Origin of the sequence: Kribbella sp. NPDC059898 (genome assembly GCF_042730855.1) — a bacterium.
GTDB lineage: Bacteria > Actinomycetota > Actinomycetes > Propionibacteriales > Kribbellaceae > Kribbella.
The window spans coordinates 279,159-303,534 of sequence record NZ_JBHWKR010000006.1 but is presented as its reverse complement, the minus strand read 5'-3'; the positions used below and the strand labels follow the sequence as shown (position 1 = coordinate 303,534).

General features: G+C 70.0%; 21 protein-coding genes and 2 riboswitches. Of the genes, 3 read left to right on the top strand and 18 right to left on the bottom strand.

Features of this window, described 5'->3' with window-relative positions; all coding sequences use genetic code 11:
• Positions 1-130: 130 nt before the first annotated feature.
• The 11 genes from ACFV9C_RS21310 to ACFV9C_RS21260 all read right to left on the bottom strand — a co-directional run bounded on the left by ACFV9C_RS21310 (position 131) and on the right by ACFV9C_RS21260 (position 14,332).
• Positions 131-694 (bottom strand): hypothetical protein, encoded by a 564-nt coding sequence (locus ACFV9C_RS21310; protein ID WP_380195963.1) that lies wholly within the window; start codon positions 692-694, stop codon positions 131-133.
• Positions 691-2,049, bottom strand: coding sequence for a 5,6-dimethylbenzimidazole synthase (gene bluB / locus ACFV9C_RS21305; RefSeq protein WP_380195962.1), 1,359 nt, complete (start codon positions 2,047-2,049; stop codon positions 691-693). Before bluB ends, ACFV9C_RS21310 begins: the two co-directional genes overlap by 4 nt.
• Positions 2,046-3,383 carry a cobyrinate a,c-diamide synthase gene (locus ACFV9C_RS21300; RefSeq protein ID WP_380195960.1) on the bottom strand — a complete coding sequence of 446 codons (1,338 nt, stop codon included), beginning with the start codon at positions 3,381-3,383 and terminating at the stop codon, positions 2,046-2,048. Before ACFV9C_RS21300 ends, bluB begins: the two co-directional genes overlap by 4 nt.
• Complete coding sequence (gene cobO / locus ACFV9C_RS21295; protein WP_380195958.1) at positions 3,377-3,991, bottom strand: cob(I)yrinic acid a,c-diamide adenosyltransferase; 615 nt, start codon at positions 3,989-3,991, stop codon at positions 3,377-3,379. The genes ACFV9C_RS21300 and cobO overlap by 7 nt, the downstream gene beginning before the upstream one ends.
• A 1-nt stretch (position 3,992) precedes the next feature.
• Positions 3,993-6,002, bottom strand: a complete 2,010-nt coding sequence (locus tag ACFV9C_RS21290; protein WP_380195957.1) for a magnesium chelatase subunit D family protein — start codon at positions 6,000-6,002, stop codon at positions 3,993-3,995.
• A gap of 64 nt (positions 6,003-6,066) precedes the next feature.
• Positions 6,067-6,225, bottom strand: a riboswitch (cobalamin riboswitch).
• A complete protein-coding gene (locus ACFV9C_RS21285) occupies positions 6,209-7,075 on the bottom strand; it encodes an alpha/beta fold hydrolase (RefSeq protein WP_380195955.1) in 867 nt (288 codons plus the stop codon). Its footprint overlaps the riboswitch before it by 17 nt.
• Before the next feature lie 7 nt (positions 7,076-7,082).
• Positions 7,083-7,838 carry a 5'/3'-nucleotidase SurE gene (gene surE / locus ACFV9C_RS21280; RefSeq protein ID WP_380195954.1) on the bottom strand — a complete coding sequence of 252 codons (756 nt, stop codon included), beginning with the start codon at positions 7,836-7,838 and terminating at the stop codon, positions 7,083-7,085.
• Between the two features lie 12 nt (positions 7,839-7,850).
• The gene (gene cobN / locus ACFV9C_RS21275; protein ID WP_380195953.1) at positions 7,851-11,621 is read right to left on the bottom strand and encodes a cobaltochelatase subunit CobN; all 3,771 of its coding nucleotides are present in this window, start codon (positions 11,619-11,621) and stop codon (positions 7,851-7,853) included.
• A gap of 33 nt (positions 11,622-11,654) precedes the next feature.
• Positions 11,655-11,781: riboswitch (cobalamin riboswitch) on the bottom strand.
• Positions 11,770-12,738, bottom strand: coding sequence for a DUF3500 domain-containing protein (locus tag ACFV9C_RS21270; RefSeq protein ID WP_380195951.1), 969 nt, complete (start codon positions 12,736-12,738; stop codon positions 11,770-11,772). (Overlaps the previous riboswitch by 12 nt.)
• On the bottom strand, positions 12,729-13,409 hold the full coding sequence (locus tag ACFV9C_RS21265; RefSeq protein ID WP_380195949.1) for a phosphoglycerate mutase family protein: 681 nt from the start codon (positions 13,407-13,409) through the stop codon (positions 12,729-12,731). The genes ACFV9C_RS21270 and ACFV9C_RS21265 overlap by 10 nt, the downstream gene beginning before the upstream one ends.
• Entirely contained in the window at positions 13,400-14,332 is a 933-nt protein-coding gene (locus ACFV9C_RS21260) for a cobalamin biosynthesis protein (RefSeq protein WP_380195948.1), read from the bottom strand. The genes ACFV9C_RS21265 and ACFV9C_RS21260 overlap by 10 nt, the downstream gene beginning before the upstream one ends.
• A gap of 43 nt (positions 14,333-14,375) precedes the next feature.
• On the opposite strand from ACFV9C_RS21260, the gene ACFV9C_RS21255 reads away from it, so the two are divergent.
• From ACFV9C_RS21255 to ACFV9C_RS21245, 3 genes are read left to right on the top strand one after another with little or no spacing between them, the layout of a single operon-like run.
• A complete protein-coding gene (locus ACFV9C_RS21255; protein WP_380195946.1) occupies positions 14,376-15,203 on the top strand; it encodes a serine hydrolase in 828 nt (275 codons plus the stop codon).
• Complete coding sequence (locus ACFV9C_RS21250; protein WP_380195944.1) at positions 15,200-16,264, top strand: mandelate racemase/muconate lactonizing enzyme family protein; 1,065 nt, start codon at positions 15,200-15,202, stop codon at positions 16,262-16,264. Before ACFV9C_RS21255 ends, ACFV9C_RS21250 begins: the two co-directional genes overlap by 4 nt.
• Entirely contained in the window at positions 16,261-17,127 is an 867-nt protein-coding gene (locus ACFV9C_RS21245) for a C40 family peptidase (RefSeq protein ID WP_380195942.1), read from the top strand. Before ACFV9C_RS21250 ends, ACFV9C_RS21245 begins: the two co-directional genes overlap by 4 nt.
• A 296-nt stretch (positions 17,128-17,423) precedes the next feature.
• On the opposite strand, the gene ACFV9C_RS21240 is transcribed toward ACFV9C_RS21245, so the two are convergent.
• From ACFV9C_RS21240 to ACFV9C_RS21210, 7 genes are all read right to left on the bottom strand, one after another.
• A complete protein-coding gene (locus ACFV9C_RS21240; RefSeq protein WP_380195940.1) occupies positions 17,424-18,428 on the bottom strand; it encodes a TerC family protein in 1,005 nt (334 codons plus the stop codon).
• 268 nt (positions 18,429-18,696) lie between these two features.
• The gene (locus ACFV9C_RS21235) at positions 18,697-19,533 is read right to left on the bottom strand and encodes an SDR family oxidoreductase (RefSeq protein WP_380195939.1); all 837 of its coding nucleotides are present in this window, start codon (positions 19,531-19,533) and stop codon (positions 18,697-18,699) included.
• A gap of 69 nt (positions 19,534-19,602) precedes the next feature.
• A complete protein-coding gene (locus ACFV9C_RS21230) occupies positions 19,603-20,577 on the bottom strand; it encodes an Lrp/AsnC family transcriptional regulator (RefSeq protein WP_380195937.1) in 975 nt (324 codons plus the stop codon).
• Entirely contained in the window at positions 20,574-20,924 is a 351-nt protein-coding gene (locus tag ACFV9C_RS21225; RefSeq protein ID WP_380195935.1) for an MmcQ/YjbR family DNA-binding protein, read from the bottom strand. Before ACFV9C_RS21225 ends, ACFV9C_RS21230 begins: the two co-directional genes overlap by 4 nt.
• Positions 20,917-21,285 carry a VOC family protein gene (locus ACFV9C_RS21220; RefSeq protein ID WP_380195934.1) on the bottom strand — a complete coding sequence of 123 codons (369 nt, stop codon included), beginning with the start codon at positions 21,283-21,285 and terminating at the stop codon, positions 20,917-20,919. Before ACFV9C_RS21220 ends, ACFV9C_RS21225 begins: the two co-directional genes overlap by 8 nt.
• Before the next feature lie 6 nt (positions 21,286-21,291).
• A complete protein-coding gene (uvrB, locus tag ACFV9C_RS21215; RefSeq protein WP_380195933.1) occupies positions 21,292-23,397 on the bottom strand; it encodes an excinuclease ABC subunit UvrB in 2,106 nt (701 codons plus the stop codon).
• A 176-nt stretch (positions 23,398-23,573) separates the two neighbouring features.
• Entirely contained in the window at positions 23,574-24,338 is a 765-nt protein-coding gene (locus ACFV9C_RS21210; RefSeq protein ID WP_380195932.1) for a hypothetical protein, read from the bottom strand.
• Positions 24,339-24,376 lie beyond the last annotated feature (38 nt).

The window sequence follows — 24,376 nt, the reverse complement described above, 5'->3', positions numbered from 1 at the left end:
GACGGAACCAAGGCCCCTCAGGGCAGGTTCACCCGAAAGAGTGAGACGCATGTACGACCCTGGTAGTACGTCAGCCTCAGACGAGCCTCAGAAACGTCTCAGCGGGACTGCAAAGCGTCCAGCGCCACCGTCATCGCGGCCGCGACCGGAAATCCAGCCGCTGGTCCTGCACGGTGATCCGGTAGCGGTCCCGGACCGAGATCTTCCGCTCCACCGACAGCACCGGCTGCCGCGTGTCCCGGGCGGTGAAGTCGAAATGAAAGATGAACGGCAGCGGGATCTCCCCCACGATCGGGACGAACTCCCAGACCCGCCGTACGACCGCGATCGTCGGGTTCCGCTCGGTGCCGTCCGCGTCCACGCCCGGCGCGCTGAGCTGCCAGCTCGACCTGAACAGGCTCTTCCCGAACTCCTTCTTGAACCAGCCGATCGCCTGCCCGCTCGCGTCGTACACGTCGTACCCGGAGCCGAGGTCGATGGTCTTGCGGGCCTTGAACGAGAACACCGGCTGGGACTTGGTGTCGTCGGTGTAGAACGTCACCTGCTCCTTGAACGCCATCCGCTTCTGCTGCGCGAACGCGAGCAGCGGCCCGTCGCTCCCGTCCGGGTTGGTGGCGATGAGCTCGTACTTGTTCGCCATCATCGTGATCCGCTGCTTCATCGAGAACGCGGGGATGTACATCGGGTCGCTCATGCGCCGGATTGTCTCAGGCCGGAGGCCGACGCACCGGCTCTGAGGCCTTCCGCCAGTGCTTTCGCCTTGGGGTCGTCTGCTGCCAGTTGTATGTGGAGGTGGCCGGCGCCTTGGAGGGCGAGGTCGCGCGCGATCTCGACGCCGTACTCCTCGGCTTCCGCGGGGGTGCGGGCGGGGCGCCAGAGTACGCCGAAGTCGTGGTCCGGTCTGGTGGTGCCGAGGTCGATGACCAAGGACTCCTGCTGTCGGAGGTCCGTCGTGTCGCCGCCGACGATCACGTGGATGCGTTGGCCGGTTGCGCGTACGGCGTTCTGTGCGGCGTGCTCGGCGTCGTCGACGATCGAGGTGTCGCGGTGGCCCCATTCGTCGTAGTGGACCGCCCAGGAGAGCGGGCGGCGTTCGGCCCAGCCGGACCGGATCAGTTCGGGCGCCGGCGCGAACTGGTCGACGTACCCGACGCAGAGGTAGCCGACCAGCTCGACGTGGGGTGGCAAGCCGAGTACTTGCGCGACCTCGTCCGGGCCGAAGAACGAGACCCAGCCGACGCCGATCCCTTCGGCGCGGGCGGCGAGCCAGAGGTTCTGGATCGCGATCGCGGCGGAGAACCAGGTGGTGCGCGGGTCGGCGTGCCGGCCGAGGACGTGCCGGCCGCCGCGGCCCGGGTCGCAGGTCACCGCGATGTTCAGCGGGGTGTCGAGGATCGCCTCGATCTTGAGGCCGTCGAACTTCTGCCGGCGCTGCTCTGGCAGGGATCGCGCGAACGCGTCCCGCTGCCGGCTCGCCAGCTCGTGCACCTTGCGCCGGGTCGCGATGTCCCGGATCAGCAGGAAGTCCCACGGCTGGCTGAGCCCCACACTCGGCGCACGATGCGCCGCCTCCAGCACCCGCATCAGCGCATCGTCGTCGATCGGCACATCCAGGAAGCCTCGTCGTACGTCTCGGCGCTGCGCGATCACCCGCTGGACGACCTCGCGGTCCTGCACTTCATACCCATTGGCTGGGACGCGACGACCTACGGCAACTGTCGTGTTGGGGGTCTTGTGCTTGGGGAGCAGGAGTTCGGCGCCAGTGGCCAGTACTGCTGCTTCGGCGACGCTGGGGGTGTGCTTGAGGTGGGCGACCTGGGCGCTCGGAGTCGGCGCGGGCTGGGCGGACAGCTCGGCTGCTGTGAAGGTGCGCAGCTGCGCGTGGAGGTGGTCGGCCAGTTGTCGCAGGGCGGGCTCGGACTCGCGGCCGGTGAGGGTGACGAGGAGGCGGATGTGGCCGGGGACGTCCTGTACGGCGGATGCGACGGCGGCGGCGAGTTCGGCGTACGGCGTACCGGATCGGAGGCCTACCCCGACGACGAGGCTCATCCGGCGTACTCGCGGGCGGCGGCGACAAAGCGGGCCGGGACGTCCGGAGTCGCGGTCCAGTGCAGGTGCAGGTACGACGCGTGCACGTGCGGGAGGGTGATGCCTTCGACACCGCCGGGGAGGTGCCAGGCGGGACGTACGTCGTGGTCGAGCGTGATCGCGGTGCGGTGGAACTCGTGACCGTGGACCCGGCGGCCCTCGTCGAAGAACGCGGTCGTGGTCGCGGCGACCGCCGTACGGTAGCCGAGGGTGAGGCGAGGGGTCATGGTCGCGGTTGCGGGGAGTACGCCGGTCATCTGGTGGCCGTCGAGTTCGCGGCAGAGGTAGAGGAGGCCGGCGCACTCCGCGACGACGGGGAGGCCGGTTGATACCAGGGTTGCTACTTGTTTCCGTAGTTCGTGGTTCGCGGAGAGGGCTTCGGCGTGGAGTTCGGGGAAGCCGCCGCCGAGGTACAGGCCGGCGGTTGCTTCAGGCAACTTGTCGGCCAGAGGGTCGAAGGTCACGACCTCGGCGCCTGCTGCGGTCAGGAGCTCGGTTGTCTCGGTGTAGTGGAAGGAGAAGACCGGACCTCCCGCCACAGCAATCACCGGCCGCTCGCCGAGAACTGTGGTTGGTGGGTGCCACGCGATGGCTTCCGTGGGTGGGGCGGCTTGGGCGGCGGCTGCTACTGCTTGGAGGTCTACGCCCTGGTGGACCAGTTCTGCTGCGGCGGCTACCGCGTCTTCTGCTTGGGATTGCTGTTCGTTGGCGGGGATCAGGCCCAGGTGACGGCTGGGGACGGTCAGGCGGGTGTCCCGGCGGAGGACGCCCAGGACGGGTACGCCGGTGGGTGCGACACCCGCGCGTACTTCGGCCTCGTGGCGGTCGGAGCCGACCTTGTTGAGGATGACGCCGACGATGCGTACTTCGGTGTCGTAGGCAACAAACCCCTGCACGACCGCGCCGACGCTGCGCCCGGCCGCGGACGCGTCGACCACCAGGATCACCGGCGCCTTGAGCAGCTTCGCGACGTGCGCGGTGGACGAGAAACCGTCCGTCCCGAGCGCACCGTCGTACAGCCCCATCACGCCCTCTACAACCGCCAGGTCCGCGCCGGCCGAACCATGCGCGAACAGCGGCGCGATGCGCTCCTCCCCCGACAGCATCGGATCGAGGTTGCGCCCCGGCCGACCGGTGGCGATCGCGTGGAAGCCGGGATCGATGTAGTCCGGCCCGACCTTGAACCCGGCGACGGTATGCCCGGCCCGCCGGAGCGCCGCCATCAGCCCGACCGCGACCGTCGTCTTCCCCGCGCCCGACGACGGTGCGGCGACCACCACCCGCGGGATCACCACTCGATGCCCTTCTGGCCCTTCTGGCCGGTGTCCATCGGGTGCTTGAGCTTCGTCATCTCGGCGGCGAGATCCGCGGCTGCGAGCAGCTTCGGATGCGCGTCCCGGCCGGTGATCACGACGTACTGATGTCCCGGCCGGCCGGTCAGCGTCTCGACGACCTCGTCGACGTCGATCCAGCCCCACTTCATCGGGTACGTGAACTCGTCCAGCACGTACAGGTCGTGCGTCTCCGCGGCCAGCCGGCGCTGGATCTCGCGCCAGCCCTCGAGCGCGTCGGCGGCGTGGTCCTCCTCGGTGCCGGCCTTGCGGGACCAGCTCCAGCCCTCGCCCATCTTGTGCCACTCGACCGGCCCGCCCTGCCCGGTCGTCTCGTGCAGTTCGCCGAGCGCCTTGAACGCGGTCTCCTCGCCTACCTTCCACTTCGCGCTCTTCACGAACTGGAAGACCCCGAGGTTCCAGCCCTGGTTCCACGCTCGCAGCGCCATCCCGAACGCGGCGGTCGACTTCCCCTTCATCTCGCCGGTGTGCACCATCAGCAGCGGACGGTTGCGGCGCTGCCGGGTGGTCAGGCCGTCGTCCGGTACGGCGGCCGGCTGTCCCTTCGGCATCTCAGGCCGCCTTCCGCTCGGTGACCGTCCGGATGAGGTTGCCGGCAGCAACGTCTCCGAGGTCGAGGTACTCCGCGCCCAGGTCGGCGGCGAGCTCCGCGGCGAGGCCGAGCCGGACGCCGCGGCGCGGTTCGCAGTCGACCACGACGGTGGCGACCCCGCGCTGCGCGAGCTGGCCGGCGGCCTGGCGGGCGCGGGCGAACGCGTTGTCGCCGTACGTCGCGCGGCCGTCGGTGACGAGCACCAGGAGCGGACGTCGGCGGGGGTCCCGGATGGCGGCGATCCGCAGTACGTCGGAGGCTTGCAGGAGGCCTTCGGCGAGCGGCGTACGGCCGCCGGTGGGGAGGATTTCGAGGCGCCGTACGGCGGTCTCGACGCTGCCCGTCGGCGGGAGCGCGACCGTCGCGGCGGGGCCGGCGAACGTGACGAGGCCGACGGTGTCGCGGCGCTGGTACGCGTCGAGCAGGAGCGAGACGATCGCGGTCTTCACCTCGACCATGCGCTTCTTCGTCCCCATCGACCCGGACGCGTCGACGCAGAACAGCACGAGATTGCCTTCGCGTCCTTCACGCACTGCGAGCCGTACATCGTCCGCACGTACCACCAGTCCCGGCCCGCTGCGTCCACGAGCTTTCTGGTACGGCGCCGCACTCCGCACCGTCCCCAACACATGCGGCCGCCCCGCCTCCCGCCCGACGCGGGCCCGCTCCCCCACAACCCGCCCTACTTCAGTCAAAGCCCGAGACCGCCGCCCAGCCACACCGGCCCCAGCAGTAGAAACACTCAACAACCGAGCCTTGTACGGCTGGGTGCTGCCCGCGACGTCGCCGCTCGGAGCTGCACCTTCCCCACCAGGAGCAGCAGGCCCATCAGAAGGAGTAGGAGTGTCACCGCTCTCGGGGACGCCTCCACCGGGGCCGTCCGGGCCGTCGGGGTCCGGGTCTTCTTCGGGTGGGGTGCTGTTGTTGATGGCTTCTTCCAGTTGTTCTTGGTCGAGGCCGGGCGCGTCGAACGGGTTTCGGCGGCGGCGGTGTGGGAGAGCGAGCTTGGCGGCGGCGCGGACGTCCTCGACCTCGACGACCGTACGACCGGACCAGGCGGCATGCGCCACCGCCGTACGCGCGGTGACGAGGTCCGCGCGCATCCCGTCCACGTCGAACGACGCGCAGATCTCCGCGATCTGCCGCAGCGCCGCGTCCGTCAGGATCACCTCGGACACCAGGTCCCGCGCCTTCACGATCCGTTCGGCCAGCTCCCGCTGCGCCCCGTCGTACCGTGCCACGAACCCGTCCGGATCCGCCTCGTACCCGAGCCGCGCCCGCATCACCTCGACCCGTACCGCCGGATCCCGGCTGGCCACCACGTCCACGGTCAGCCCGAACCGGTCGAGCAGCTGCGGCCGCAGCTCGCCCTCCTCCGGGTTCATCGTGCCGACCAGCACGAACCGCGCCGGATGCGTGACCGACACCCCGTCCCGCTCCACGGTCGCCCGGCCCATCGCGGCGGCGTCCAGCAGTACATCGACCAGGTGGTCGTGCAGTAGGTTGACCTCGTCGACGTACAGCAGCCCCCGATGCGCGGCTGCCAGCAGCCCCGGCTCGTACGCCGTGATGCCCTCCGCGAGCGCCTTCTCCAGATGCAACGACCCGAGCACCCGGTCCTCGGTGGCCCCCACCGGCAACTCCACTAGTCGCGCGGGACGCACAACCCGTCCACTGGCCGCGCTGCTCGCGTCCTGCGCGGTCGCGGACGCCTCCGCGTGCGGACCATCGGGGCACGTGGGATCGGGCCGCTCCGGGTCGCAGGAGAAGCGGCAGCCGGGTACGACGTCCACCGGCGGCAGGATCTCGGTCAGCGCACGGACCGCCGTCGACTTCGCGGTGCCCTTCTCGCCGCGGATCAGCACGCCGCCGATGGCCGGCGAGATCGCGGCCAGGACCAGCGCGAGCTGGAGCTCGTCCATCCCGACGACCGCGGTGAAGGGGAAGGAGTTCGGCACTGCAGCCCGCATCAGCGGTCGCCCTTTCGTCGAGCGGGTGTCCACGCCCGCTACGGCTGGTACGCCGGGACCGCAACATGCGGGTCCGGCGGACGGCTGCGGATGTCCTGGCTTCCAGGCGCTGTCAAACTGCGCAGCCCTGGTCACAGTGGCGGGACCGCCCCGGACTCACACCGGTGTTCCTCCACAACAGTCGCCCCGATCATGCCACGTGACCGTCACGCGCGCTGTGTGACCTCCAGGACAAAGGCCCGCACCACCGCGGCGTACCTGACTGCTTCTTCGAAGTGTGGGAAGTGTGCGGAGCGCTCGAAGGTGACGGTTCGCCCGCGCGCGACCGTCTCGCGATAAGTCCGGACGGAGACCGGGTCGGTGGCCAGGTCGTCCACGCCCTCGATCAGCAGACTCGGCTGCGGCATCCGCGCCAGCCGCTCGAGCTTGGAGGTGTACAGCTCGTCGAGCGTGACCAGGTGGCTGTTCCCGCGCGCCCACTCCTCGTCGCTGAACCCACCCTGCTCCCCGAGCGCGAAGAACTCCGCTCGCCGCGACGGATCGTGGAACGACAGCTCCTGGAACCGCTCACCCAGCCCGAACGCCAGCTCGACGGAGCCGTCGGCCGCGGTGAGTCGCCGCGGTACGGCGGCCAACTCGCGGCACCGCCGCGCCGCCTCGGTGTTGCCGAGCTCGTCGTACAACCGGGCGAAGATCGGCAGCCGATGACGATCGTTCGCGTCGAAGTCCCAGCACGGGCAGTCGAAGACCACGGCGTTCACCGCGTCCGGATGCCGGATCGCGTACTCGACCGCGTAGTTGCCGCCGGCCGAGTGGCCGAGGATCGTCCACCGCTCGATGCCCAGATCCGACCGCAGTTCCTCGAAGTCCTCGATCAGCAGGTCGAGGCTCACGGTCTCACCGGGCGGCAGCGGCGTCCGCAGTACGCCGCGCTGATCCGGCGCGATCAGCCGCAGGTCGTGAGCGAGCAGGTCGGCCTGGCAACGCTGGTAGTGGTAGCCGCCGCCGTGGCCGTGGATGAACAGCAGCGGCGGCGCGTCCGGGGCGCCGTACTCCGCGGTGCTGAGCTTCATCGGTCGCTCAACGGGTGAGGCGCTTGGCGAGGGCGGTGGCGGCGGTGTCGTCGCGGACCTCGCGGATGCCGACGATCGGGGTGACGGTGACGAATCCCGCGGCCAGCAGGGCCTCGTCGGTGCCGGGGATCGGGTTCGGGCGGGGCGGTTCCAGCGCGATCATCGGCTCGCCGGTCGGCGCGGTGGTACCGACCAGCCGGGAGCGTTTCGCCGGGTTCAGCGACGCGTGCCGGACGCCGGCCAGCTGCTCCAGCGGGCGGTCCGGCACGTTGATCGTCAGGACCGTACCGGCCGGCTCTGACTCGATCCAGCCGAGTGCCTCGCCCGCGACGGTCGCGGCGGTCGGCCAGTACTGCGGATCCTCGGAGTCGAGGCTCACGGCAACCGCCGACGTGCCGAAACCGGCCGCGGTCAGGGCCGCCGCGACGGTGCCGGAGTGGAAGATCGAGACACCGATGTTGAGCCCGCGGTTGATGCCCGACAGCACCAGATCGGGCGCCGGCCCGAGCGCGCCGAGGCACGCCAGCGTGACCGCGCCCGCGGGCGTCCCCTCGATCCCGACGTACGTGACGCCGTTCTCCTCGTCGGACACGGTCCGGATCGGGCGGCCGACCATCCCGGCGCGGGCCGAGCCGACGCCGCTCTCGTCGAGCAGCGGCGCGACCACCTGGACGTCGTACCCGAGCCCGGCGATCGCCGGCGCGAGCGCCCGAATCCCGGGCGCGAGGTAACCGTCGTCGTTGGTGATCAACACTCGTGGCATACGTTTACCCAATCAGGCGCGGTCCTCGATGTCACCCTCCGTCTCAAGGACCGCGCTCCGCAGCGTCTCCAGCGCCTCGTCGGACGGCTCCGCCCAGAGGCCGCGCTGCGCCGCCTCGAGCAGCCGTTCCGCGATCCCGTGCCGGGCCCACGGGTTCGACTTCCGGAAGAACTCCGCCATCTCCGGATCTGCGACGTACTCGCTGGTCAGCGACTCGTACATCCAGTCGTCGACCACGCCGGCGGTCGCGTCGTACCCGAACAGGTAGTCCACGGTCGCCGCCATCTCGAACGCGCCCTTGTACCCGTGCCGCCGCATCGCCGCCATCCACCGCGGGTTCACCACCCGCGCGCGGAACACCCGCTTCGCCTCCTCCTCCAGCGTGCGCGTCTTCACCTGGGCGGGAACGGCGGAGTCGCCGACGTACGCCTTCGGATTCGCGCCGGTGAGATGCCGGACCATCGCGATCATGCCGCCGTGGTACTGGAAGTAGTCGTCGGAGTCCATGATGTCGTGCTCGCGGGTGTCGGCGTTCTTGGCCGCGACCTGGATCCGGGCGTACGCGCGTTCCATCGAGCCGCGGGCCTCCGCGCCGTCGAGGTCCTGGCCGTACGCGTACCCGCCCCAGACGGCGTACACCTCGGCGAGCTCCGCGTCGGTCCGCCAGTTCCGGGCGTCGACCAGCGGCAGCAGCCCGGCGCCGTACGAGCCGGGCTTGGAGCCGAACACGCGGGCCGTCGCCTGCCGTACGTCGTTGCCCGCGGCAACATCCTCGTCGACGTGGGCCTTCAAGTAGTTGTCTTCGCGAGACTCGTCCAGGGCGGCTACGGTACGCACGGCTTCGTCGAGCAGCGCGACCACGTGCGGGAACGCGTCCCGGAAGAAGCCGGAGATCCGGATCGTCACGTCGATCCGCGGCCGGCCGAGCTCCTCCAGGCCCACGACCTCGAAGCTGGTCACCCGCCGGGACGCCTCGTCCCACACCGGCCGGCAGCCGAGCAGCCACAACACCTCGGCCAGGTCGTCACCCTGCGTCCGCATCGCCGACGTACCCCAGATCGTCAGCCCGACCGAGCGCGGGTACTCCCCCGTCTCCGCCTGATGCCGCGCCAGCAGCGAGTCGGCCAGCGCAACCCCCACGTCCCAGGCATTCCGGCTGGGAATCGCCTTCGGGTCCACCGCGTAGAAGTTCCGCCCGGTCGGCAGCACATTCACCAGCCCCCGGGTAGGCGACCCGGACGGCCCCGCCTCAACGAACCGCCCGTCCAACGCCCGCAGCACGTTCGCCAGCTCGTCCCCCGTCCGCCCCAACCGAGGCACAACCTCCCCCGCCGCAAACCGCAACGAAGCCACCACCCCACCCACACCCGGCTCCCCCGCCACACCCGCGCCATCGGCGTTGGGCTCCCCCGCCTTTCCTTCGACCCAGTCCCGGGCCAACACCTCGCTGACGACGACCGGGACCTTCGTCTCGTCCCACCCGAGCGTCTCCATCCCGAGTACGAGCTTCCGCGCGACCGCCTCCAAGATGTCCACCCCGTCAGCGGCAGTCACCGCCGGCAGGTCGACGAGTGTTGCGAGATCAGCGAGATCAGCCGCGGACCCAGGACTGGCGAGCAGGGCGGCCTCGTCGACGCCGAAAGCGTTCCCGAGCGCGGTCCGCAGCCCAGGGATCGCGTACGAACCACCCCACAGCTGTCGAGCCCGCAGTACGGCAAGCACCAGATTGACGCGTGCTTCGCCGGTCGGCGCGCCGCCGAGGACATGCAACCCGTCCCGGATCTGCACGTCCTTGATCTCGCACAGATACCCGTCGAGATGCAGCACGAACTCGTCGAACTCCTCGTCCGACGGCTTGTCCGACGTGTGCAGGTCATGGTGCAGTTGCGCCGCCTGGATCAGCGTCCAGATCTGCGCCCGCAACGTCGGCACCTTCTCCGGATCCAGCGCCGACACGGTCGCGTACTCGTCCAGCAGGTACTCGAGCTTCGCCATGTCGCCGTACGTCTCGGCCCGTGCCATCGGCGGCACCAGGTGGTCGACGACCGTCGCGTGCGCCCGCCGCTTCGCCTGCGTGCCCTCGCCGGGGTCGTTGACGATGAACGGGTACACCATCGGAAGGTTCCCGAGAACGGCGTCCGGCGCGCAGCCGGCCGCCATCCCGATCCCCTTGCCCGGCAGCCATTCCAGCGTCCCGTGCTTGCCCAGGTGTACGACGGCGTGCGCCCCGAAACCACCCTGCTCCGGAGCCGCCTCCAGCCACCGGTACGCCGCCAGGTAGTGGTGCGACGGCGCCATGTCCGGGTCGTGGTAGATCGCCACCGGGTTCTCCCCGAACCCGCGCGGCGGCTGGATCATCAGCACCACGTTCCCGAACCGCAACGCGGCCAGCGCGATCGCGGGCTCGGCGCCCGAGCGGTCGACGTACAGCTCGCCGGGGGCCGCGCCCCACGCCCCGATCATTGCCGCCTGCAACGATTCCGGCGTACGCCCGAACCACTGCGCGTACGTCGGCAGCGGCACCTTCGCGACCGCGTTCTCGAGCTGCTCGTCGGTCAGCCAGTCGGCGTCGTGCCCACCCGCGGCGATCAGCCGGTGGATCAGCCCGTCGGCGCCGTCCGCGCCCTGCAGCTCGCTCAGGTCGAGCCCGCCGAGGTCGTACCCGGCCGCCGCCAGCTCGCCGAGCAGCACGACCGCCGACGCCGGGGTGTCGAGACCGACCGCGTTCCCGATCCGCGCATGCTTCGTCGGGTACGACGAGAGCACCAGCGCGAGCCGCTTCTCGGCCGGCGGCACGTGCCGCAGGCGGGCGTGCGCGACCGCGATCCCCGCGAGCCGCGCGCACCGCTCCGGGTCCGGCGCGTACCGCGCGAGCCCGTCGGCATCGTACGACTTGAACGAGAACGGCACCGAGATCAGCCGCCCGTCGAACTCCGGGATCGCGACCTGCGTCGCCGCGTCCAGCGGACTCACCGCCGCGTCGCTGTCCAGCCACTGCTCACGGGTCGAGGTCAGCGCCAGCCCCTGGATCAACGGGATGTCGAGCGACGCGAGCGCACCCGCGTCCCAGGCGTCGTCCGCCCCGCCGGCACTCGCGTCCGCCGCGACCGATCCGCCTGCGGCAAGCAGCGTCGTCACGAGTACGTCGCACTTCCGGAGCAGGTCGAACAGCCCCGCGTTCTCGTCGCTCGTCGGGTCGAGTCCGCGCAGCGTCCCGCAGTACACCGGCAACGGCTGCGCCCCGGCGTCCGCGACCGCCCTGGCCAGGGCGTCGACGAACGCGGTGTTCCCGGAGATCTCGTGCGCGCGGTAGTAGACGATCCCGACGACGGGCCGGTCGTCCTCGACGTACGTCCCACGAACGCCGTACGCCGGGAGCGCGCGCGGCGGCTCGAACTCGTCGCCGGTCAGCAGCAGGGTGTCGCGCAGGAACCCGGCCAGGTTGCGGAGGTTGTCCGCGCCGCCCTCGCGCAGGTAGGCGAGCGCCTCGGTGACCGCACCGGCCGGCACGGTCGACAGCGACATCAGCTCGGCATCCGGCGCCGCCTCACCACTCACGACGACAGCAGGCTTCCCAGAGGCCAGTACGGCGTCCAGCCCTTCCTCCCATGCGCGGCGCCCACCGAGCAGCCGCACGACAACGACGGCTGCGTCGTCGAGCAGCGGGGCCAGGGCTTCGGGGGCGAGCCGCGCCGGATTGGCCACCGCCCAGCCCGCACCTGCCTCCGCTGCGGCCAGCAGGTCGGTATCAGCAGTAGACAGCAGCAGAAGATTCGCAGCCACGACAGCACAGTCCTTCCCGGGGTATCCACGCCCCAGCTACAGGTACGACGGCGGCAGTTCCTGACTCCCCCTACGCGGGTCACAGTGGCGGGACCGTCCCGGATTCACACCGGGTTCCTGCTGATGCCGTCGGTTGACGCTGCTGACTCTATCTGTGCATCGCGTAGTGGGCAGCCAGCAGGTCGGTGCCCCAGTCGTTGCGAAGATCACGCCACACCGAGTGGATGTGGTTCGCGTTGTCCTGGGTGTTGTCGTACTCCGCGAGGAACGTCGGCCCGGCGATCGAGTAGTAGTGGCGGTGGCCAATGCCGGGAGTCGTCTCGCCGGCCCACGCGAACGTCAGGTGCTCGATGCCGTTCTCGGTGATGTCCTGCCACGTCTGCAGGCCGATCGGCCCGGCGGCGCGGCCGACGTACTGGCCGATCAGCAAGCTCAGGAGCTGGCGTTGCCGTTCGTCCATGTCGCCGTACGGCAGGCCGCGGTGCAGGAGCGACGCGTCAGCGACCGGGTCGTGACGGGTCAGGAGGTCGTCGGGGGCGTCAGGAGAGACCAGGGCTACCTCTAGCTGGCCAGGCTCCAGTGCGTGCAGCAGCTCGAAGCCCAGGTCCTGCTCTGCGACCAGGAACCGCCGTCCGGTCTCAGGACCGGTCAGTACCTGTGCCGGGTTCGACCCGATGAACTGTGGGGTGAACGCGATCGCCCCGTCGATAACAGCCACATGCAGTGCCAGGTGGTGCCCGTTGAGGCGCCAGGCCCACGGGCCGGTGCCAGCCGGGTCGCCGAGGATCCGTAGGAAGAACCGACCGCCAAGAACCGAGCCCTCCCAGTCTCCTGACGCCGGCAGCGCCGGGATGCCGCGCAGGATGACCTCTGCGTCCAACACGGCCCAGGAGTCGGCTGCACCGCGTTCACTGCAGCCAAGCTCGACCAGGCGCTTGGCCAGCAACTGCTGAGCCGATGTGAGCTCCGACAGCGGCAGCCCGGCCCGATCACCAGGCAGGTACGTCCACTCCTTGTGGTCGGGTGTGTCGAACGGTGCCTTGATCTTGTCGAGCTGTGCGGGCGACAGGCTCGCCAGGAGATCCAGTACGGCGTCCCGCGTCTGCTCTACAACCATGCCGATCGCTCCTGTTCCGTGGGTTCGTACGTGGTCCATTGTTCGAACGGCCGGTCCAGCTTGTACCGGAAATCGGGCTGGCGCAGCAGGACGCGTGTTCCCGCGTTGGCTGGGTTCCGCAGCGACTCGAAGAACCGCACCGACCAGTGGAACCAGCGCATGCAAAACAGCCGCATGGTGAGACCGTGCGACACCAGCAGCACGTTCTTCGGCGCGTCCGCACTCTCGAAGTCGCGGTGCATCGTCTCGAGAAACGTGGAGACCCGGTCATACACGTCGGCGCCGGACTCACCGTGCGTGAACCGGTAGAAGAAATGCCCGAACGAGTTCCGCAGCTGCTCCTGCTGCTCGATGTCCTCGGTGTCCTGCAGGTTGGCCCAGTCCTGCTCCCGCAGGCGCGGTTCCTCCCGCGGTACGCCGATCAGGTCGTCCAGCCCGAGCGACTCCAGCGTCTGCCGCGTCCGCAGGTACGGCGACACGTACACACGCGCAGGCTCGTTCTCGAACAGCTCCCGCAGCTCCCGCCCCGTCTTGGCCGCCTGTTCATGCCCCACCGCGGTCAACGGCACCGCGTGGTCCGGGGTGCGCTCGTACACAGTCTTGTCGAGGTTCGCCTCGGACTCGCCGTGCCGAACCAGCACGATCCGCAACGGCCGATGGCTCAGACCCATCTCTTCCTCCAGGACATGAAGGCTGCGACGGCGGTGGCTGCCAGGCCGACTCGTCTGGCGAGGTGTGCTGTGCGGCGGATGTCGGGGACGGCGGGAGGCGGGCCGTCGCCGAGCGTGCCGCGGTTCTCGACGTACGTTCCGTAGTCGTTGGTGCCGCCCAGCGTCAGGCCGAGGGCTCCGGCGAAGGCCGCCTCGACCGGGCCGGCGTTCGGGCTCGGGTGTTTGGGAGCGTCTCGCCGCCAGACGCGGACGGTTTCTGCGGGGCGCCCGGACATGAGGCCGGTCAGCAGGGCGCATGCCCGGGCAGGCAGGAGGTTGAGTACGTCGTCCAGCCGCGCCGCCGCCCACCCGAAGTTCTCGTACTTGGGCGAGTGGTACCCGACCATCGCGTCCAACGTGTTCGCCGCGCGGTACGCGAGCAGCCCCGGCACGCCGACGATCCCGCCCCACAGCAGCGGCGCCACGCACGCGTCCGACGTGTTCTCGGCGATCGATTCCACCGTGGCGCGGGCCAGCTCGTCGGCCTCCAGGTCCGTCGCGTCGCGCGCGCAGAGGTGGCTGAGGCGGTCGCGGGCGCCGGGGATGTCCTTCTCCTCCAGCAGGGTCGCCATGGTTTCGGCTTCGCGTTCGAGGCTGCGGGCGCCGAGGACGGTCCAGGTGGCGGCGGCGGTTGCCGCGGTGTGGAGGAGCGGATGCGTGCGGGTGAGTCGCTCGACCGCGAGACCCAGGACTGCGGTGCTACCTACGAGGATCGCCGTGTAGGCCGCTCCGTTGATGCGTGAGTCGGCGTACACCCGGGTTTCGAGGCGGGACGCCGTACGGCCGAAGCCGGCGACCGGGTGGTACCGGCGCGGGTCGCCCAGGAAGCGGTCGGCGGTGAAGCCCAGGAGGATGCCGAGAGCCCTGGTGTTTGTGCTGGACACCCTGGGAAGTCTGCCAGGTGGGCGGCTGTGATTGGGTGACCGCATGGGAATCGCGGAGCTGCTCTCGCAGGTGGACGGGAGCGGGGAGTTCGGGGTCTGGCTGGGCCGGCTGGACGGCGTACCGGTGTTCGTGCACGAGGCGGAGCGGCCGCATTACTCCGCGAGCACGATGAAGCTGCCGGTGGCGATGGCGATGATGCGCAAGGTCGAGGCCGGCGAGCTCGCGCTCGACCAGCCGGTGACCGTGCACAACGACTTCGCGTCCGCGGCCGGCAGCCGGTTCGGGGTGAACCCGGACGAGGACGAGGCACCCGCCACCTGGTCGCGGATGGGCGAGCAGGTCCCGCTCGGCTGGCTCGCCACCGAGATGATCACCCGCTCCAGCAACCTCGCCACCGACCTGGTCCTGGAACAGGTCGGCGCCGGCGCGGCCCACGCGATCCTCGCCGAGTCCACGCTGAAGTCCTCCCCGGAGCCGGCCTCCAAGATCCAGCGCGGGATCGACGACTCGGCCGCGCAGCGGGCCGGGATCAGCAATCTGATGAGCCCCGCCGGGCTGGCCGGTGTGCTCGTTGCGGTGGGCAATCAGGAAGGTGCCTCCGGCGACTACCTGCGCGACCTGCTGGCCGGCAACCAGTGGAACGGCGAGATCCCCGCGAAGCTGCCGGCTGGTACCCGGGTCGAGCACAAGAACGGCTGGGACACCCGGATCCGGCACGACGGCGGCATCGTCCGCCCGGCCGACGCGGATCCGTTCGTTCTGGTGGTGTGCACGACGTCCGACCTGCCGGACAGCGAAGCGCAGCAACTGATCGCGTCGATCGCGCTCGAGGCGTGGAACCACCGGCACGACCTGGGGGCGGTGCGGTGAAGCTCACGACCCACCTGGTGTCGGCGCCGCTGCACACGCCGTTCATCACCGCCTTGCGTACGGCGACCCACGCCGAGTCGCTGCTGGTCGAGATCAGCGACGGCGAGCAGAGCGGCTGGGGCGAGGCACCGCAGGTCTGGAAGGTGACCGGCGACTCGCTCGCCGGATCGAAGGCCTGCATCGAAGGACCGATCACCACCGCGCTCGACGGGCTCGGCCCGGACGACCTCACCGAGGCGCTCCGCCGGGTACAGGGTGCCGCGGTCGGGAACTTCGGCGCCAAGGACGCGGTCGACGTCGCGCTGCACGATCTCGCGGCGCGGCGGCGCGGGCAGACGCTGCACGGGTTCCTCGGCTCGACCGTCGACGTCGTACGGACCGACATGACGCTGTCGGTCGGCGATCCGGACGCGCTGGCCGATGCGGCGAAGGCGCGGATCGCGGACGGGTTCGACGTACTCAAGATCAAGGTCGGTACGGACGCGGCCGGGGACGTCGAGCGGGTCCGGCGGGTGCGGGACGCGATCGGGCCGGAGCCGCAGCTGCGGCTGGACGCCAACCAGGGGTGGACCCGCCGCGACGCGGTCACCGTCATCCGGGCGCTGGAGGACGCCGGCTGCGCGATCGAGCTGGTCGAGCAGCCGGTCGCCGCCGCTGACCTGGACGGTATGGCGTGGGTGACGGATCGCGTCGGTACGCCGATCCTCGCCGACGAGTCGGTGTACGGCGTACGCGACCTGGTCGCCGTGATCCAGCGGGGCGCGGCCGATCTGGTGAACGTGAAGCTGGCGAAATGCGGTGGGCTGGGTCCCGCGCGGACGCTGCTCGAACTGGCCCGCGAGCACGGGCTGGGCGCGATCGTCGGCTGCATGATGGAGGGCCACGTCGGCGTCGGCGCGGCGGCCGCGCTGGTGTCGGCGTACCCAACGACCGCGGTCAACGACCTGGACGCCGCGTGGTGGTTGCGCGAGCCGGCAGTGGTCGGTGGGATCCGGTACGAGGGCTCGCTGATCCACCTGCCTTCTGCCGCTGGACTGGGCGTGACAGGCTTGAGGGCATGAAGTTAGCCGCCACCAAGGTCCCGGTCAGCACGGTCTGGACCTCTCCGGACGCGCCGCGTGACATCGACGCACCGGCCACCGCCGAACACCCCGACGTCGCCGCATGGGCGAAGTCGATGGATACCGAGACCCGCCTCGGCCTGCATGGCCGGACGCTGACCCAGCTGCTGTTCGCCGAGCCCGTACTGGTGCGCTCCGAACGCGACGGCTGGTCGGAAGTCCTCGCGCCGTGGCAGCCGTCGTCGCAGGACGAGCTCGGGTACCCGGGATGGGTCCCGTCGAGCCACCTGGGCGAGCTGCCGGCCGCCGCCTCTGACCCGGTCGCGATCGCCGTACCGACCGCTGAACTGCTGGCCGAGCCCGGTGGCCGGCCGGTCGCCGAGCTGTCGTTCGCGACGGTGCTCGCGTCGGTTGAGCATGCCGACGGTTACACGCGGGTGGCGACGCCCGACGGCGGATCTGGCTGGCTGCGGGACGCCGTACTGCGGTCTGTGTCGGAGCCGTCGGACATGGACGAGCGGTTGCGGCTGGGCGAGCAGTTCCTCGGGCTGGAGTACCTGTGGGGCGGTACGTCGGCGTACGGGCTGGACTGCTCCGGTCTGGTGCACGCGGTCAGCCGCGTCCTCGGCCTCCGCACCCCCCGCGACGCCCACGACCAGGCCGCCGACCTCCCCAACATCCCGCTCGACGAGGCCCACCCCGGCGACTTGTACTTCTTCGCCCGCAACAACAACCCCATCCACCACGTAGGTTTCGTCTCCCCCACCGGCATGCTCCACGCCTCCGAAACCGGCAAACTCCTCGAAAACGCCCCCCTCACCGAAGACCGCCGCTCCACCCTCGTCACCGCCGCCCGCTTCTAACCCCACACCGAGCGCGCGACACCCCGCCCTCCCACCCACCCCAACCGAAGGAGAGGGCAGAACACCCCCGCGCGGAGGAGAGCGCGGGACACCCCGTGCGGAGGAGAGTGCGCGACGCCCTCGTGAGCGCCGGTCCACACCCGAACCCGCCGCCGGACCACACCACCTCCCCGCCCCGAGAAGCTAGCAGGCGGGTGGCAGCCCCACGCCGAACGTGGGTGGTTGTCCCACCCGAGCTAGGTGTGGGGCACCGCTTCCTTCCCCGCCCCGAGCGGAGCGAGGGGCGGGCTTTTTAGTCAGGACTCCTTGGGGTGGAGTTCCGGGTGGTCTGTGGGGGTTTTGCGGGACTTGGCGAGGCTGGCGACGGTGGTGATGCCCAGGGTGATGATGATGAAGCCGAGGGAGAACCAGATGGGGATTTCCGGGGCCCAGGTGATGTGGTGGCCTCCGTTGATGAACGGGAGTTCGTTCACGTGCATCGCGTGCAGGACCAGCTTCACGCCGATGAACGCCAGCACCACCGACAGGCCGAGCGACAGGTAGACCAGCCGCCTCAGCAGGTCGCCGAGGAGGAAGTACAGCTGCCGTAGCCCCATCAGCGCGAACACGTTCGCGGTGAACACCAGGAACGGCTCCTGCGTCAGCCCGTAGATCGCCGGGATCGAGTCCAGCGCGAACAGCAGGTCCGTCGTACCGAGCGCGATGATCACGATCGCCATCGGGGTGACGAACCGCTTGCCGTTCTTCACCAGCGTCAGCTTGACGCCGTTGTACTCGTCGGTCGCGTTCAGCCGCTTCTTCGCGAACCGGATGACCGCGTTCTCCTTGAAGTCCTCGTCGTCGTTCTCACCCTGCTTCGCGAGGTGGAGCGCGGTGTAGACCAGGAACGCGCCGAAGATGTAGAAGATCCACGAGAACTGGTTGATCGCCGCCGCGCCGACCGCGATGAACACCCCGCGGAACACCAGCGCCAGGATGATCCCGACCAGCAACGCGGTCTGCTGGTACTTCCGTGGCACCTGGAACCTGGCCATGATGATCAGGAAGATGAACAGGTTGTCGACGCTCAGGCTGTACTCCGTCAGCCACCCGGCGAAGAACTCCCCCGCGTACTGCCCGCCGGAGAACCACCAGACGCCGAGCCCGAACACCACCGCGAGACCGATATAGAACGCGATCGCGGTCGCGGACTCGCGGGTGCTCGGCTCGTGCGGCCGGCGGCCGATGATGAACACGTCGAATGCCAGCAGCGCGAGCAGCAGGCCGACGGTGATGTACCAGACATAGTCAGCTACGTGCACAAGAATCCTCCGGAGCTCAGACGAAACATCCACTCCGAAGGTCTCTTCCGCCTCACCGTGTGTGATCGGTGAGACCGGGGGCACCGGGCCGTGGGACGAACCCTGACCGTGATGACGATGCCGCCGCGAAGGAATACTCCCCTTCTCCGCAACCATTCTGACGGTTCGACGTCCGAGATTCCAAATCCCCGCCCCGGGGCGTTGGTCACAGCCCGGTCAGAGTGGCGTCACGGTCGGTGGTGACCGTCTGTTCACCCCGACCGCCCGATCAGCGGAAGTCCGCGGCGTGGTCCCGCGCCCACGCCGCGAACGGTACCGGCGCCCTCCCGAGGACCCGCTCCGCCGTGCCGGTCCGGTACCAGCCGCCCTCCTCGGTGCCGCGGCGGACGAAGTGCAGGATCGCGTCGACGGTCTCGGGCTCCCCCACCCCGAACATCTCCCGGGCCCGCGCTTCGTCGATCTCCTCGACGGCGATCGGCTCCCCGACCGCCGCGGCGATCAGCCCGACCTGGTCGCGCAGCGTCAGCGGCTCCGCTCCCGTGAGCAGCGCGGAAACCTCCCGCGGATCGGCCCCGGACAGTGCCGCGAGCGCGACCTCCGCGATGTCGCGTTCGTGGATCGGCGCGGACACGGACCTGGGATGGACGAGCCGGACAACCCGTTCGGTTCTGATCGACCACGCCCAGTTCCGGGCGTTGTTGGCGAGTACGAGCGGCCGGATCGGCACCAGTTCCGGCCCGCTGCCGGCCAGCAGTTCCTCGGTGGTCCGGTGCTCGACGGTGATCGGGTTGGCCGTTGCCCAGGGCACCAGAACGCTGCCCGAGGACAGCAGCACCACACGCCGTACGCCGGCAACCAGCGCGGCCTTGCCGAAGTCGGCCGCTCCGCTGGGTTCGGCGTACAGGAAGACCTGGTCGATCCCGTCCAAAGCCGCGGGCAGCGTGTCGGGCTGGGTCAGGTCGGCCTGTACGACGTCGACGCCTGGCGGGAAGTCGGCCTTGGCGAGGTCGCGGACCGAGGCGCGGACCGGCGTACCGACGGCGAGCAACCCGTCGACGACGTGCCGGCCGACGGCTCCACGGGCACCAATCACAAGAGTGGTCATGCCGATCAGCCTGCTCGAGTCCGCCCAGAAACTACGCGGGATCGCGCCAAGGTGTTCTGATCTCGACAATCACGGCCGTTGGGATGTCGTGATCCGATAGTGCGTCGTGGCCGCCTTCACCGTGCGCAGGACGGGCGTCAGGGTGACCTGCGTGACGCCGGACTGCCCGGCGATCTCCGTGGTCAGGTAGCGGTAGAGGCCGTCCGGCGAGTGGCTGCCGATCGCGGCGTACAGCGAGGTCGATCCGGTGGTCGCGGCCACGAACGCGACCTCGGTGTGCTCGGCGAGCGCCCGCCCGGTCGCGTCGAGACGATTCGGCGTCACGGCCAGCCGCATTATCGCCCGCGCGGGCAGCCCCAGCAGGCCCGGCTCCGCGTCGACGTCGAAGCTGATCACCCCGCCGGACACCAACGCCAGCAGTCGCCGACGGACGGTCGGCCCGGACACACCGCACGCGTTCGCCAACTGCTCGATCGACGCCCGCCCGTCGTCCCGCAACTCCTCGAAGATCCGCCGGTCGAGCCCTTCGAGTACGACGGTGCCGGCCGCCGTCTCCGGCGCAGGCTGCTCGAGTACGGCGACCTGCTCCGGCCGCAACGGTCCGCCCTTCGCGTACGGCGACCCCGCGCCACCGTAGAACACCTGCAACACCTCGGCCGCCTCCACGTCGAGCACCTGCCGCGTCCGTGGCAGCACCTCGAGGAGCAGCGGGCCGACGTCGGCGCCGTACACCGTGCACTCGATCTCGGTACCGCCCGCGCAGAGGTTCACCCAACTGGTGTCGGGCCGCCGGGCGAGCGCATCCGCGACCTCGCCGGCCGCGCTCGGCACGGCCCGGACCCGGAGCAGCCACTGCACCTCGCGGATGCGCCCGGGGTGGCTCAGCGCGGTCACCCGCAGCGCCCCGCTCTCCCGCAACCGTGCGTACCGCCGCGCCACCGTCTGGTCGGACACGCCGAGCACCTCCCCCAGCCGGCGGAACGGCGCGCGGGCGTCGATCGACAGCGCGTGCAGCAGCTCCCGGTCGAGCTCGTCGTACGTCACGTCGGGCGCAGGCGCCGCGGCAGCTTGGCAACGACCGTCTCGTACGACGTGTCGATCAGCTCGAGGATCTCGTCGTCCGGGACCGCGCCGCCGAGCTGCACGGTGTTCCACCCGGCGCGCCCGATGTACGCCATCTTCTGGACGTCGTCCGGGTACGCCGCGACCAGCTCGTCGGCCTCGTCCCGGTTCGCCCCGCACTTCAGCCCGACGCCGCTCGCGCCGAGGAACGCGAAGATCTTGTCGCCGACCTTCGCCACGGTGTCCCCGTCCCACGGCTCGTCCGGCCAGGCTCCCGCCTTCTCCAGGCAGTAGTCGCGCAGGGCGTCCCCGGTCAGCCGCTCAGGCATGCGTGACGACCTCGACGTTGTTCGAGTCCGGGTCGCGCAGGAAGACCGCGTAGTAGCCCGGGTGGTACTCGGGCCACTCCCGCGGCGCGTGCAGCACCTCGGCACCGCGCTCCAGCGCCGCGAGGTGCACCGCGTCGACGGTCGCCCGGTCCGGCGCCCCGAACGCGAGGTGGATCTCGCGCTGCGCACCCCCGGTCGTCTGCGCCCCGAGCCAGAACTTCGGCACCCCGTCCGCCCCGGACCAGCCGAGCACGTCCCCGAAGTCCATCGTCACACCGACCCCGAGCGGCCCCAGCACCAGCTCGTAGAACCGCCGGCTGGCCGCGAGGTCGTCGCACTGCAGCGACAGGTGATCGAACACGGCCTGCTACTTCGCGCCCGCGTTGGTCATCTGCCGGAGCTCCTTCTTGAGCTCGGAGATCTCGTCGCGGAACCGGGCCGCGACCTCGAACTGCAACTCGGCGGCCGCGTTGTGCATCTGGTCGGTGAGCTGCTGGATCAGGTCCGCAAGGTCGGACGACGGCAGGCCGCCGGCCAGTTCCTTCGCCTTCTCCCCCGCCTTCGCCTTGCCGCCGCCGGGCACCGGTGCCTTGCCGCGCGACTGTGTCCGGCCGGAGCCGAGCAGCTCGGCCGTGTCGGCGTCCTCGCGGGCCAGCATGTCGGTGATGTCGGCGATCTTCTTCCGCAGCGGCTGCGGGTCGACCCCGTGCTCCTCGTTGTACGCGATCTGTTTCGCGCGCCGTCGGTTCGTCTCGTCGATCGCCTGTTCCATCGACGGGGTGATCTTGTCGGCGTACATGAACACCTGACCGGACACGTTCCGGGCCGCCCGGCCGATGGTCTGGATCAGCGAACGGCCCGACCGCAGGAAGCCTTCCTTGTCCGCGTCCAGGATCGCGACCAGCGACACTTCCGGCAGGTCCAGGCCCTCGCGCAGCAGGTTGATGCCGACCAGGACGTCGTACTCGCCCATCCGCAGCTCGCGGAGCAGCTCGACCCGGCGCAGCGTGTCCACCTCGCTGTGCAGGTACCTGGTCCGGATCCCCATCTCGAGCAGGTAGTCGGTCAGGTCCTCGGACATCTTCTTGGTCAGTGTGGTGACCAGCACCCGCTCGTCCCGCTCGACCCGGAGCCGGATCTCGTGGATCAGGTCGTCGATCTGCCCCTTGGTCGGCTTCACGATCACCTCGGGGTCGACCAGGCCGGTCGGCCGGATGAGCTGCTCGACGTACCCGTCGGACTTGTCCTGCTCGTACTGCCCCGGCGTCGCGGACAGGTACACGGTCTGGCCGATCCGCTCCAGGAACTCCTCCCAGCGCAGCGGCCGGTTGTCCATCGCCGACGGCAGCCGGAACCCGTGCTCGACCAGCGTCCGCTTCCGGGACATGTCGCCCTCGTACATCCCGCCGATCTGCGGGACGGTCACGTGCGACTCGTCGATGACCAGCACGAAGTCCTCGGGGAAGTAGTCCAGCAGGCAGTGCGGCGCCGTCCCGGGCTCGCGGCCGTCGGTGTGCCGGGAGTAGTTCTCGATCCCGGAGCAGGTGCCGATCTGGCGCATCATCTCGATGTCGTACGTCGTCCGCATCCGCAGCCGCTGCGCCTCCAGCAGCTGCCCGTTCCGCTCGAGCTCGGTGAGCCGCTCCGCCAGCTCGGCCTCGATCGAGGTGATCGCCCGCTCCATCCGCTCCGGCGCGGTCACGTAGTGCGTGGCCGCACCGATGTAGACCTCGTCCTCCTCGGACAGCACCTCGCCGGTCAGCGGGTGCAGCGTCATCACCCGCTCGATCTCGTCGCCGAAGAACTCCACCCGGACCGCGAGCTCCTGGTACACCGGGAAGACCTCGAGCGTGTCGCCGCGGACCCGGAACGTGCCGCGGGTGCCGGCCAGGTCGTTGCGCGCGTACTGCACGCCGACCAGCTGGCGGAGCAGGCCGTCGCGGTCCATCTCGGTGCCCACCTTCACGTGGATCATCCGGTTCAGGTACTCGTCGGCGGAGCCCAGGCCGTAGATGCAGGAGACGGTGGCGACCACGACCACGTCGCGGCGGGTCAGCAGCGACCAGGTCGCGGAGTGCCGGAGCCGCTCCACCTCCTCGTTGATCGAGGAGTCCTTCTCGATGTAGGTGTCCGTCTGCGGGACATACGCCTCGGGCTGGTAGTAGTCGTAGTACGACACGAAGTACTCGACGGCGTTCTCCGGGAAGAAATGCCGGAGCTCGGTCGCGAACTGGGCCGCGAGCGTCTTGTTCGGCTGCAGGATCAGCATCGGCCGCTGGATCTTCTCGGCCAGCCAGGCGACCGTCGCGGTCTTGCCGGTACCGGTCGCGCCCAGCAGCACGACGTCCTGCTCGCCGGCGTTGATCCGCCGCTCGAGGTCCGCGATCGCGGCCGGCTGGTCACCGGCCGGATCGAAGTCCGACACCACCTTCAACGGCGCGACCATACGCTGGAGATCCGACACCTGTCTCATGCCCACCACCGTACGGCCCGCCGCCGACAGTTTCTAAAAACCCCAGAAACCAACCGCAAAAACACACCCGCCTCGCTTCGCTCGGCGGGTGGTTGGAGGAGCAGCCCGCGCGCCCGGGCGGGGCGGGGGCGGGGGCGGGGGCGGGGCGGCGCGGGGCTGGGCGGGGCGGGGCGGGGTCAGAAGCTCTTGATCAGGCTGTTGTTCATGTAGGTCAGCTCGTTGACCCGGCGCTGGTAGACGGTGGTCTTGAGGGCGGCGTCACTCGCCGTGACGCGGTCGAACTGGTCCTGGTACGCGGTCACGAAGCCCTGCATCGCGACCGTCTTGCCGGTCTTGGACACCCAGGTGCCGGTGTAGGTGAGCGCGTAGCACGCCTTGATGTTCGGGTTCGCCGGCTTGCACACGGCGCCCTTGCCGATCCGGACGCCCTGCATCCCGTTCGACTCGACGTCGACCAGGTGCTCGGCGAGACCCTTCGCGTCGTACAGCGTGGTCTGCCGGACCCAGTAGTACCCGTCGATGATCCCGCGGGTGTTGAACTTCTGCAGGATGTAGTTCTTCCCGGCCCTGGTCTTGTCCCAGTCCGGCAGCCAGCCCTTGGACGGCGTGAACCAGACGCCGTACCCGACCTCGACGCCGAGGTCGTTCGGGCCCTTGGAGTCGTTCGGGGTCGGCGTCGGTGACGGGGTGTACAGGGTGCCGAGCGGCTCGGGCGACTTCTCCGCGGCGGTCTTGCCGTCGTCCTTGCCGGTCACCAGCAGTACGACGCCGACCGCCACCAGCAGCACCGCGACGATCGCGCCGGCCATGATGATCCACGGCAGCTTGCTCGGCTTCGGCGGATGGGTCGGCCGCGACGGGCCGGGACCCCAGCCGCCAGGAGCCGGGGCGGGGGCGGGGGCCGGCGGCGGGCCCGGCGGTGGACCGTACTGCTGACTCATGGTTGTTCCTCGCGGTAGTTCTTTGGACACAGACTGCT